This window comes from Bradyrhizobium sp. LeoB3 (assembly GCF_055456055.1).
Genome location: NZ_JBVBEF010000085.1, coordinates 20,051 through 31,296, shown reverse-complemented (window position 1 = coordinate 31,296; position 11,246 = coordinate 20,051). Strand labels below are relative to the sequence as shown.

At 62.5% G+C, this 11,246-nt stretch carries 14 protein-coding genes; 5 read left to right on the top strand and 9 right to left on the bottom strand.

Annotated features, from left to right (window positions below):
• Positions 1–211: 211 nt before the first annotated feature.
• The 5 genes from ACZXDY_RS35220 to ACZXDY_RS35200 form a co-directional block, all read right to left on the bottom strand.
• The gene (locus ACZXDY_RS35220; protein ID WP_463331794.1) at positions 212–1,246 is read right to left on the bottom strand and encodes a Fic family protein; all 1,035 of its coding nucleotides are present in this window, start codon (positions 1,244–1,246) and stop codon (positions 212–214) included.
• Positions 1,247–1,809: 563 nt separating this feature from the next.
• On the bottom strand, positions 1,810–2,349 hold the full coding sequence (locus tag ACZXDY_RS35215; protein ID WP_463331795.1) for a S26 family signal peptidase: 540 nt from the start codon (positions 2,347–2,349) through the stop codon (positions 1,810–1,812).
• Complete coding sequence (locus ACZXDY_RS35210; protein WP_028168173.1) at positions 2,339–2,557, bottom strand: helix-turn-helix domain-containing protein; 219 nt, start codon at positions 2,555–2,557, stop codon at positions 2,339–2,341. The genes ACZXDY_RS35215 and ACZXDY_RS35210 overlap by 11 nt, the downstream gene beginning before the upstream one ends.
• 289 nt (positions 2,558–2,846) lie before the next feature.
• Positions 2,847–3,659 carry a DNA -binding domain-containing protein gene (locus tag ACZXDY_RS35205; protein ID WP_463331811.1) on the bottom strand — a complete coding sequence of 271 codons (813 nt, stop codon included), beginning with the start codon at positions 3,657–3,659 and terminating at the stop codon, positions 2,847–2,849.
• Between the two features lie 101 nt (positions 3,660–3,760).
• Positions 3,761–4,084, bottom strand: a complete 324-nt coding sequence (locus ACZXDY_RS35200; RefSeq protein ID WP_028168174.1) for a DUF736 domain-containing protein — start codon at positions 4,082–4,084, stop codon at positions 3,761–3,763.
• 804 nt (positions 4,085–4,888) lie between these two features.
• On the opposite strand from ACZXDY_RS35200, the gene ACZXDY_RS35195 reads away from it, so the two are divergent.
• From ACZXDY_RS35195 to ACZXDY_RS35180, 4 genes are all read left to right on the top strand, one after another.
• Positions 4,889–5,020: a hypothetical protein gene (locus ACZXDY_RS35195; protein WP_463331796.1), complete on the top strand. Its 132-nt coding sequence runs from the start codon at positions 4,889–4,891 to the stop codon at positions 5,018–5,020.
• A 315-nt stretch (positions 5,021–5,335) separates the two neighbouring features.
• Positions 5,336–6,157, top strand: coding sequence for an AraC family transcriptional regulator (locus ACZXDY_RS35190; RefSeq protein WP_463331797.1), 822 nt, complete (start codon positions 5,336–5,338; stop codon positions 6,155–6,157).
• Positions 6,158–6,443: 286 nt separating this feature from the next.
• On the top strand, positions 6,444–7,136 hold the full coding sequence (locus ACZXDY_RS35185; RefSeq protein WP_463331798.1) for an O-methyltransferase: 693 nt from the start codon (positions 6,444–6,446) through the stop codon (positions 7,134–7,136).
• A 131-nt stretch (positions 7,137–7,267) separates the two neighbouring features.
• Positions 7,268–7,936: a siderophore-interacting protein gene (locus ACZXDY_RS35180; RefSeq protein ID WP_463331799.1), complete on the top strand. Its 669-nt coding sequence runs from the start codon at positions 7,268–7,270 to the stop codon at positions 7,934–7,936.
• Positions 7,937–8,276: 340 nt separating this feature from the next.
• Here ACZXDY_RS35180 and ACZXDY_RS35175 read toward each other — a convergent pair whose 3' ends face one another.
• Positions 8,277–8,444, bottom strand: coding sequence for a hypothetical protein (locus ACZXDY_RS35175; protein ID WP_155255529.1), 168 nt, complete (start codon positions 8,442–8,444; stop codon positions 8,277–8,279).
• A gap of 273 nt (positions 8,445–8,717) precedes the next feature.
• Here ACZXDY_RS35175 and ACZXDY_RS35170 point away from each other — a divergent pair, with 273 nt between their 5' ends.
• A complete protein-coding gene (locus ACZXDY_RS35170; protein WP_463331800.1) occupies positions 8,718–8,894 on the top strand; it encodes a hypothetical protein in 177 nt (58 codons plus the stop codon).
• A 267-nt stretch (positions 8,895–9,161) separates the two neighbouring features.
• On the opposite strand, the gene ACZXDY_RS35165 is transcribed toward ACZXDY_RS35170, so the two are convergent.
• The 3 genes from ACZXDY_RS35165 to ACZXDY_RS35155 form a co-directional block, all read right to left on the bottom strand.
• The gene (locus ACZXDY_RS35165; RefSeq protein WP_463331801.1) at positions 9,162–10,133 is read right to left on the bottom strand and encodes an ArdC family protein; all 972 of its coding nucleotides are present in this window, start codon (positions 10,131–10,133) and stop codon (positions 9,162–9,164) included.
• A gap of 270 nt (positions 10,134–10,403) precedes the next feature.
• Positions 10,404–10,604, bottom strand: a complete 201-nt coding sequence (locus ACZXDY_RS35160; RefSeq protein ID WP_463331802.1) for a hypothetical protein — start codon at positions 10,602–10,604, stop codon at positions 10,404–10,406.
• 114 nt (positions 10,605–10,718) lie between these two features.
• On the bottom strand, positions 10,719–11,243 hold the full coding sequence (locus ACZXDY_RS35155) for a cysteine hydrolase family protein (RefSeq protein ID WP_463331803.1): 525 nt from the start codon (positions 11,241–11,243) through the stop codon (positions 10,719–10,721).
• Between the last annotated feature and the right edge of the window lie 3 nt (positions 11,244–11,246).

Sequence of the window (11,246 nt, the reverse complement as noted above, 5' to 3'; positions counted from 1 at the left end):
AACATCGCGGCATCGCTCGCGTCGCCGCCGACTTCCTGCTCAATCTGATCGCCTACAACCTGATCCGCATTCCCAAATTGCTTGCCGTTTAGCCGCCTCGCGTCAGGGTGTCCCTAACAACAGGCTAAAAATCCAACCGCCCACCCCGCCGCTCCAACAACACCCGCCGAGAAGGCGAAAACTCTCCATTTTAAGGTTTTTCAGCAGACTGCTAGATCTCCGGAAACAGGCGTGGAAACAGCACGTCGAGCGTAGCAATCGGAAAGTGCAGCGACACCGGCCCCTTGGGCGTTTCGGACGCAAGAAGACCGGTCGCGACGACATCGTTGAAGACGCGCCGTGCCGTCCGTTCGGGCAGGCTGGTGATGCGCGGGACTTCGCCGCGCTCGAACTGTCCGCGTATGAGCGCTTCCTCCAGAAGACGGGCGGCTTCAGGCTTGAGCTTCTCGCTGCGGTCGACGAAACTCCGCAATCGCTGAGCCAACGTGTCGATCTCGAACAAGCCTGACATGAACGTCACCTGATCGAGGCACACGCGCAGGAACCAGAGAATGAATTCGCTCAAAGCGCGTTGCGAGAGGTTGCCACGGCCATCGAGATCGCCCTGCCGGGGCGTGTCGGCGTGGTCCATCATCCGCCTGTAATCGCCTGGGCCGGTAAGACCACGCGCCAGTCCGCGCGAGATCGACCACAGTCCACGGGCTCCGATGCCGGCCTGATACGCCATGGCGTGGCTCATCAGGCGGCTGACACGACCATTGCCGTCCGCGAACGGATGAATGTAGTTGAAGCGATGATGCGCCGCTGGAATGGCGATGATCCGCGCCGCCTTGCCCAGGCGTTCGAAGCGATAACGCTCCGCGAAATATTCCATAAAGGCCGCGACACGCTCGCTGGAAGGTGGCTGATGCCGGCCGACCGCAACGTCGTGCTCGTTTCGCGACCGCCAGGTGCCGGGCTCCATCGTGAACTTTGTGCCATTGCCGCAGATCCGAAGCATTTCGGGGGAAGCGTCGCGATAGAATTCGCGATGGAGCCAGAGAATGAAATCGATCGAGGCCGGTTCAGGCAGGCGATTGTCGAGCGCCATGGAATCGATTTCGGACTGCACATGGACGTGGGCGGCCGCCTCGATCTGCAGATTGCGCCGCCCTTCGTCGTTGTCGAAATGACCGCCGATCGCGCGTTCGATATCCCGTGGCCGGGTGTTATGACCTTCGATCAGGTTGCTGTAGTAGGTGTTCATGATCCGCACGAGATCCGCCAGATGGGCCGCGGTCTGCGGATGGAGCGCGTAACCGAGCTTGGCGGTTGCCGCCGAAAGGCTCCGCCACCACGTCCGAGATGGCTTCGGAAATCTCCTCCAGCCTAGCGGGCTCGATGCGTTCGACGGTTTCGGGACGTGGGTTCATGTCGGCCGATTTTATGCCATGCTAAGGCATTAAAAATGAATAATTTTCTTGTTAATGGCGGCCGCTTTGGCCGGTCCTGTGGCCGATTTTGGCGAGAAGCTTGGAAGTCAATTTTGGCCGATCCATAACTTCATATAAGTAATTTAAACAACTGCAGAAAATCTTACCTGATGGCCATTTTGGCCGCTTACTTGGCCGATCCCCGCGAAATCCCGCCGGCTGCCCGCCCGGGGCACCCGGCTCCTGCGGCACATGATGCCGCGCTCCGCGGTGACTGTTAGAGCATGATCCAAAAACGTGGAAACCGGTTTTCACTCGCGACAAAGGCAAAGCGTTTGCGTGGGAAGATCATGCACAAACAAAGAGGGATGACGATGCGAAGAAAAGTCACCCGGCTTTAGCCAGGTGGATTCCAGGTCCAGATCGGCCGCGCCACGCCGACAATATCGCACCTCAACACCGGCCCGAAATATCGCGAGTCGAACGAATGCGGGTGTGGCTGCAGCAGAAAGAACTCGCCCTCGACGAGCCTCAAGCACCCCTCCCAGGCCGGCAGCGGCCGCCCGTCGCGGTCCTTGTCGAGCACCTCGGCGATGACCTTTCCGTTGATGGCAATGGTGCCAATCGGGTCCTTGGCGCGGCAGACTTCGTCACCGCCGATAGCGGCGACCTGTTTCAGCAGCGGCACCGGCACGGGCAAGATTTTGTGCGCGATGATGAACAATTCGATCGCCGGCGGCGGCTTGAATACTGCGAGCTCACCGCGCTTCGGCAATCGTGGCTCCAGATAATAGAAGCCCAAGGGCGCGCTGCCCGAGGCGTTGTAGATCAGAAGCGGTACCGCGGGTGCGGACGACACCAGCATGGCAATGATGCCGGCGCACGTGGTCGAGAGAATACCGACCTGGCGCGGCAATTGGGTGCGATCAATCGGCATTGGAGGTCGACCTCCGCTTGTTGGCCTGCGACCATTCAACGAGATCTTCGATGTGGTAGCGGACGTAGCGTCCGTGCTTGCGGTAGGCGGGCCCTCGCCCCTGCACCCGCATCTTCTCCAGCGTGTTCTTGGTGAGCCTCAGCCAGGCGGCGGCCTCGACGGTATTGAGGAACGGCTTGTCCGGCACCTTTTCTTCATTCTTGGTCATTTCGACGCTCCCTATTCCATACCTCCCTGGGATTGAGGTAGGAGAGGAAGCGTCGTCTGATTGTGAGCGGTTTTGGGAGTGGTGAAGATGAGAGGCGCCCGTTTCGCCATCCCGCGCGAGCCAAGCTCGTCAAGCGGGCGACGATCGGCGTGCGCAAGACCGGCATCCGACAACGGCCAGCCAAGTTCTAAAGTAGCTTCAGTTCTGATTGAATCAGAACCGAAGCCCTCGATTCCTGTTTTGATGCGTGTTCTTCACGCGAGCCGGTACCGACTTCGCTTGAAACGTTCTAATACAGCAGATCGCGATAGCCGCCCTTCATCAACTCGGTTCCCTTGGCGACAAGCCGGCGCGTGCGATCCTTGAGAAACTGACTGGGACCGAGCCATTCCTCGGCAACTTTTTTCTCTCCGAAGATCGTGATCGCGATCTGCCGGTAGGTCTTGCCGTTGAGGCTTTCATCGAGCGCGATCAGCGCGTGATGGAGGCGTTCATCGCCGCTTCCCGCCTGCCTTGGAACCGTTCTCACGTCAGCTTCAGTGAAGCGCTGCAATCGCTTCAAGAGCTCGGTCTGCGCCGCAAGGTCAGCAAGGTCGTGCAGTTCGAAGACCGGCGCAAAGGAGGCGGTCAGGACGGAGAGGCCGTGGATTTCGACGGCGACATAGGCACCGTTTCCCTTGATCAGCACGAGTGGAATGCCGTCCACGTTAATGACGGCCCTGCGTTCGACCTTGAAGCCGGCCAGTGAGAACCGGGCGGCGTCTGCATCTGACCTCGGCTTCCGTGCATCCAGGCGGACGATCCGTTTCAGCGCATGGGCGTGCCAGAACACCGGCACCTTGGGTGCATCCAGCCCCGGGTCGGCAAAGGCGGAGAGACCCCATTTTTCGGCGCGGGGAAAGCGTCGCGGCAGCCGCAAGACCTGCGTGCCGTCCTTCAACGTAATGCAGGGCAGATGTCGCGGAACGGCGCTGCGCCATTCGCCGATGTAGTCGGGATTGCGGCGCAAGAACTCCCAGGCCCAGTCGCTGGCGTCGAAGCCTGTCGCGTCAAGAGACGCGGCGCGGGCGCCTTGGCGCGCTTGATTGCTGGCGTCGTTCAGAACCGCCCCCGGGACGTTGACGTCTTCTCGAGCCGATCGTTTCGATCAAATGGGGCGAGAGGACGGCCCCCGCGAGCAGTTGTCGCGGGGGCCGTTTGGCGTCAGTCCGCCGGGTTCCAGATCAGGGCGAACACGCTGTCGTCATCCTGGCCGGCGGCGCGGCCGAGATTGGCGTAAAGCTTGCGCGGACCGAACTCGGGCGCGGCGAGCGACAGGCTCACATAGTCCCTGCCGCTGTTCTCGCCCCGGCGGATCCAGCCCGCGCCGATCTCGACGCCCTGGGTCACGACGCGGAAGTCGGGATGGGTATCGGCGGTCTTGTCCCGGTTCGGGATGATGTCGATGTCGGCGCGGATGGAGACGGTCCGGAGCTGGCCCTTGTAGCTGCCGTTGTCGTTCTTGGTGACGTATCCGATGGCGGTCATGGTCTTGTCCTCATCTGTTGTTCGCGAGGAGCCGATCCCCTCGCGATGGCGAGACCGTGATGGCGGGCGCAACGCCTTCGAACCCGCATCCACGCGGGGCAGAGCGAATGCGGAGCACCCGACCCGGCAGCTTTTTTGAGAGCGAAGCGGCCGCGAGGAGCCGGAACTGTTCCGGCGGGGAAAAAAGCCGACGGCGAGGGTTTTGAAGAGGCGGGGCGCTTGCCATAGGTCTGTTTGCCACGCGCAGGGAGATCGGACCCGCAGTCAACGGATAAGGACAAGGCCCTGCCCGATCGGGCCGTCGCAGCGCGACATGCGGCGAGCAAGACCAGCACAGGACCGTCTCCATCCGCGCCGACATCGACCTCATCCCGAACCGGACGACAGCGAAAAGCCCTGCCCTGTTTTGCGGAAGAACCCCGCGCGACGTCTGCGCAAGGCCGGTTCGCAGCCGTGAGAACAGCGGCAAGGACGATGTGAGCCTGTCGCCTGCGGCGCCCATGTCGGCCTCCGCACGCGCCCTGCCAATCTGGGGCGCGCTGCATCCGGGTGACGACAGCGTTCGTCCTGATCTGAAATCCTGCGGACTGCCGCCATCAGCCCTGGTGACGACCGCTCGGCGGGGCCATTCCGTCGCCCTGACGCATGATCTTTTCATGCGGGACGACTCCACGCCATTCACGCGGCGCGATGAGGGCCTCCCGATATCAAGCCGGCAAATTCGATGCTATGCTTTCTTCATGCAGGCCGATTCACGGGGCCCGCGCCTTGATGATTTTCTTTGAACGATTGATGGAAGGCCCCATGGCCAAGAAAGCGAAAAAGGCGAAGAAGACCACCGCGAAAAAGCCAAGAAGAAAAAGAAGTAGTTCGTTCGCCGACGGGCCCGACGGCCTGTTCGCGCTACGCGTCGGCGTCCGGTGGAATCCGCTGTGACCACCATCTTGATCGCCTGGTCAAACGGGTCGCGCCGACGGCGGGGACCGACCGACATTCAATATTTGCCGTGAATGTGTCGGCGGTGGAGAGCCGCCGGCTAGACATGATCCGATGAGATGGAATCGGACCATGATCTCATCTCTTTGTTTAAGCATGATCTTCCCACGCAAACGCTTTGCGTTTGTCGCAGGGAAAACCGGTTTCCACTTTTCCGGATCATGCTCCAAAGCGGGGCTGCCCTGTTGATAGGCGCAACCGCGGACTGATATTGTCTGATCTGGTCAGTCGCATTCGGATCGATCTTCAGCCGCCATGCCGTTCTATCGTCCCGAGGAAAACGACCTCGCCTCCGCTGGTGGCGCCGGTTTCTCTCCCGAGGACGTGCCACGCGCCGTCGTCGCCGTCGGCGTCGACATGGTCACCAAGGGCATGGAGATGGCCATTCACGAGCATCGGAAGGCCCAGCTTGTCCTGACCTTGCGGGGCGTCGTCAGGTGCGAAGCCGACCAAAGCGTCTGGATCGTGCCGCCGCGCTGCGCGGTATGGATTCCTGGCAATCTTCCCCACAGCGTGACCCTCGCCGGAAATGTCGAGGTATATCTTCTGTTCGTCGAACCGGATGCGGCCTCGGCGCTGCCCAGGCAATGCTGCACGCTGTCGATCTCGCCATTGCTGGAGCGTTTGCTGCTGCACGTCACCGAGATGCCGGTCCTGTACGACGTCGACGGCGCCGACGGCCGGATCGCCACGGTGCTGCTCGACCAACTGTCTGTAGCGCCCGTCGAGAAGCTGAACTTCCCGATGCCGGTCGACGCCAAGCTGCGCAAGATCGCCGCCGCGATGATGGCCGATCCCTCCGACCGCGCAACGTTAGACGAGTGGGGCCGGCGCATGGCCGTTGCCCCGCGGACCCTGACCCGCGCCCTGAAACGGGAGACCGGCATGAGCTTCGGCCGCTGGCGCCAGCAGCTCCATATCCTCATTGCCCTGCAGCGTTTAGACCAAGGGGCGTCGGTCCAGACCGTGGCGCTCGATCTCGGCTATGAGGGCGCGAGCGCCTTCGTCACCATGTTCCGCAAGGCCCTGGGCAAGCCGCCCGCCCGATATCTGTCGGAACGCCGCATCGCCGCGTGATCTCCGTCGTATCGCGCGAAGCCCCACGCGCGCACTGACCGGAAATCGCAATATATTGTCCCGTTTGCGGAATGCGGTCAGGCGGGCGATCTCCTATCCTGCCTCTGAGCACTGACACCTCTGGCGCGCCGGGGGGCGCATTCTAGAGCATGATCCGGAAACGTGGAAACCGGTTGTCCCTCGCGACCAAGCAAGGCGTTTGCGTGGGAAGATCGTGTGCAAAACAAAGAGATGAGATCATGATCGGATTCCATCCAATCGGATCATGACCGAAGGAGCCCGATACATGGATTCACTCAGCAGCGGCCCGGTGGCGGAGATTCTCCAACGCCTCCATCGGGAAGCCGAAGCGGCCGATGCACCGTTGATGCAAACTTACGCGAGCGAGATGACCAATGCCGAGCAGGCGATCACCCGGGTCATCGAGGCGGAGACCAAGGATCTAACCGGACTGTATCATGGTTTCGCCGGCAATTTCCTCAGCGTCTCCCCGGAATTCGGGCGGTTTCTCTACATGTGCGCCCGCAGCTGCAAGGCCAGGCGCATTGTCGAGTTCGGCTCGTCGATGGGGGTTTCCGCCATCTACATGGCGGCAGCGCTGCGCGACATGGGCGGCGGCCGTCTGATCGGGACCGATCTCGAACCCAGCAAGGCGGAGCGCGCGTGGGCGAACCTCGCTGCCGCCGGGCTGGACGACCTGGTCGAGTTTCGGGTCGGCGATGCGCGCGAAACCCTCAAGCCCGGCGTCGGCGGCGACATCGACATGGTGATGCTCGACGGCGCCTTCATCCTCTATCTTCCCATTCTCAAGCTGCTGGAGCCGCATCTGAAGCCCGGCGCGATCATCATCGGCGAGAACGCGTTCTCGGAAGCCTCAGGCTATATCGACTACGTGCGCGATCCGCAGAACGGTTATCTCTCGCTGCCGCTGCCTGTCGATCCCGGGCGCGGCAACGAATTCACGGTGAAGACGAAGTGATCCGCTCGGGGCTGCGACCTCGACATGTCGGTGAATGGAGCGAATTTTTGATGCAACCCGTTCGCGGGCAAATTTCTACGCCGCCGCTCGCGCCCCCGGGCCGACTCACGCGGACGCTGCTGCGATGGCTGATGCGTCCTGCGCGCGTTGCCGCAGTCGAGACGCTCTCGCCGCAGTTTCGGCTGGCCGAGCTGGAAGGCGAAGCGCTCAGGAACGTCGCCTGGACGGCTGGCCAAAAGGTCCAGGTGGCGATCGGCTCGGGCCTCAGCGCGCGGACCTACACACCGATGTCGTGGGACGCCGGCAACGGCAGGATACGCATGCTCACCTTCGCGCATGGCGACGGTCCCGGCAGCCGATGGGCAAGGGACTTGAGCGCAGGCGACACCTGCCAGTTCTTCGGTCCGCGCCGCTCGCTCGATCTATCGGGCCTTGAATCGCCGGTGGTCCTGTTCGGCGATGAAACCTCGTTCGGCCTGGCGGCGGCGCTCCGCGAGTGCCCGCAGGCCGACGGTGCAATCCATATGCTCGAGGCCTCGGACGTCGCGGAGTCGCGGCCGGTGCTGGAGGCGATCGGCCTCGGCCAAGCGACGTTGATCGAGCGCATCGCCGACGACGCCCATCTCGCCGCGGCCGAAGCCGAGATGTTGCGCCTTGCCGCACGCGGCGCGCATTTCGTTCTTGCCGGCAAGGCATCGTCGATCCAGCGCGTAAGCCGGGCCCTGAAAGCAGCCGGCGTCGCATCATCGCGGGTGAAGACCAAGGCCTATTGGGCGCAGGGCAAGACCGGGTTGGACTAGATCATGATCCGATTGGACGGAAGCGGATCATGATCTCATCTCCTTGTTTGAGCATGACCTTTTCGGAAAACCGGTTTCCACTTTCCGGATCATCCTCTAGCCATCCTGTGCCAGTGGAGCGCCGTGCGCTCCGGCTGTTGAATTTGCCTGCGTTGGTGATCCAGGCCCGACGCGGATGGAAACGGTGCTTCCGTGAGCTCTGGAGCATTTTCGGTTGTGATTGAATCAGAACCGAAGCTCTCGCTTCCTGTTTTGACGCGTTTTCTGCGCAGATAGGTCTACGCAATCTGCGTAAACGTGATTGCCATGCGAACCGGTGTCCACCTCGCTTGAAAACGCTCTAGCGCAGCCCGTGCATGATGGACGTCGTCAGCAGCACGGCGGTCGACGCCAGCGCCGACAGGCCGACGATGGCCTGAGCGAGGCAGATGCGCCTGAGCGTTGTTGCTTGCGGGTCCGGAAACCCCCTGAACGGGCTCGCCATCTCAGGCTCCATGATGCGGTGCACGCGCTTGCTTTTTGCGAGCTATAGAGCGAGTCGCCCGATCGCGATCCACTAAATTTGCAGCCTGCCAGGTTGACTCGTCCGCGACTCGGCAACGGAAAATTCGGCTCCGGATCAGGCCGCCGCGCCCGAATCGGGCAGCACAAGCTCAAGTAAACAAAGCATTAATGGCTTTGCATGCGCCGGCACTTTTCCGTGTCGTGTCCGGGATCAAATGGCTGATCGGAAACGCATGCATCGCGGCGCGGAGCTTTCGGCACAAGGGCGTTCCTCGCCATGCAGATGATCGCGGATGATCGTGTTCAGCGTGTTGGCGGGCTCGACAGATTTGCACCCGCATCGGGCGGCGCCGCATCATCTGCCTCTTTCATCACGCCACCGAACGAGGTCGACGCGCTGATGATCGTCATGGGCATCTTCCTGGTGGCCGCCGTGCTCTGGTTCGGACATTGACCGGCGCCCTGATGAGCTCGCTGAGGGCAATGTTGCGCAGTCGAGGTTCGCTCTCCCTTTGTGGTGCGGGTGGGCCCAGTTGGTTGCGTGCGGCCGTGTCGACGAGGTCCGAGGTCGAGAGGCTTTGTGATCGGCGAGATGGCCTGTGGTCGCGCCGGCGGCTCCAGCCGCAGGCCGCAGCCAGAGGCGGGGAATTCCCGGCGGGCATCAGCTCGCCGGCTTGCGTGATTTGGCTTTGGGCTTGCGCCGGTCTCGCCGATAGACCCATCACGACGCGTCATCACCTTGGGCTGCTTGCGCGGCGGAGCCGCCCGCGCCGAACGCCAGCAGGAAGTCGGCGGCTTTGGAGGCTTTGCTCGCGGCGCGGAAGACGGCGCGGCTGTCCTCGCGAAGGACGTTCAGCCAGGCGCCGAGATAGTCGGCATGCCGCACGGTCGGCTTGATCGACAGCGCAGCGCAGACGAAGGCAGCCGTCAGTTCTGCGACCAGCTCTTCATTGGCATAGAGCCTTGACCCGAACGCGCCGGACAGATCACGGTTGAGGCGGCTGGCATGGCCGGTCCAATGGCCGAGCTCATGAAACAGCGTCCGGTAATAGTTGATCTGCTCGAAGAAGGCGGGCTGCGGTGGAATCTGGACGCTGTCGTTCGCGCGATCGTAGAAGGCTTTGGCGCCGCCGATGTGGATCGTGGCGCGGGTTGCCGCGGCCAGCGCCTCGGCCTGCGGCACGATCTCGCGATCCGGCAGCGCGGGTGTGTGCGCAAAGCAGTGGTCTGGCAGGCCGTCGCATTGGTCGACGTTGAAAACCGTATAGCGGCGCAGGAACGGAACGGCGGCCTGTTCCTCGTCCGCTTCCGTGCTCTCGGAGCTTGCCTGCTCGGCCGCTCGCCGGTCCCGCTTCGGAACAAAACGGTCGGCGTAGCAAACGGTGACGCCGTGCTGGCCTTTGCGGACGCTTCCGCCGAGGGTTGTTGCCTGGCGAAAGGTGAGCCAGCGCTGGCAGGTAAAGCCGGCTTCGAACAGCCTGCCCCACAGGATCAGGATATTGATGCCGGAGTACGTCGTGCCTGTCGCGGCGTTTTGCGGCAGCGCGAACCCCTGGCTGCCGCCACCGGTGCCCCACGGCCGCGCCCATGGGAAGACGCCCGCCTCAAGCTCGGCGATGATCCGAGAGGTGATTTCTTGATAGAGGCTTTGTTTCGTCGTTGTGGCACGGCGTTGCGCTGACGTTTTGGACATGACGATCTCCGCTCGCTCCTCTTCCACGCCCGGCCCCCCGGAAGGCGGGGTGGGCGGCGAAGAGCGACCGGACAGCCCCGAACAGCAGAGGCAGGCAGCACCGGAACGGCCGGAGCGGATGCGGAGGACCGCGGCCAACGCAAATGATCGTCATGAGCGGCTTTGGCGGGGCGTGGTTGCGGCCTGCCGGTTCGGGGCTATACGGGAGCGCCGCCCACCCCGCCGCCGCGGGCCAGATCAAAATGTGCCGGCCGCCGGCGGCCGGCTCCATCAGGTCTGCTTGTTCGCCGTGGCCGGCGCATCCACGACGCGCTTGACCATCCGATTGGACGGAATCGGATCGATCCGATCTGTTTGTTTGAGGTGACCTTCCGATGCAAACGCTTTGCGTTTGTCGCGATGGAAGACCGGTTTCCACTTCTCAGGATTGTGCTTTTGACACCCTTTTTTCACAAAGGCGCGTGCGGCCAATGAGGATCGCAGTGCGGCGGCTGCGCCAGGGATTGAAGCCGAAGGCCGAGACCGCAAGACGGGCTCGGTTCACGAGAGCCCGGCCCGCAAGCGGGAGCTTGCGGGAGGCGCCTGCTATGAAAGCAAGCCTTGAATTTTTCGGCTCACGGCCGGATTGTCCAGCGACACCGCCCATTCCAACAAGGCCTGCCGGATTGTGGTCGCGACGATGCCATGGTGGGCGAGCCGATCGAGAACCAGCGCACGGTCGGCTTCCAGGCGCGCCACCGCCAGGTCTGCGAGCAGCCGGATATCGTAACCCTGTCGTGCCCCCTCCAGTGCCGCAATGAGGACCTCTTCCTCCAGAAATCCTCCGCCCAGGAAAATGACACTGACATCGGCGCGGGCAAGACGCTCTGCAAATCGATGATCTCGCCACAAGGTCAGAGCGTCCAGATCAACATGCTCAAGTGAAGCGGTGATCTGATCCGGAAGCGCGTCCCGTTCATACGCGCCGACCGCGAACTGAGGCACGGCAAAGAACTCGTGACAGACCGGAAGCAGGAACAGACTTCCGCTGCGCAGCGCGGCAAGCGCATCCGTTCTGCCACGCGTCGGGTTCAACAGAACAATGCAGCTATGGTGAGGATCGGCCAACATCGG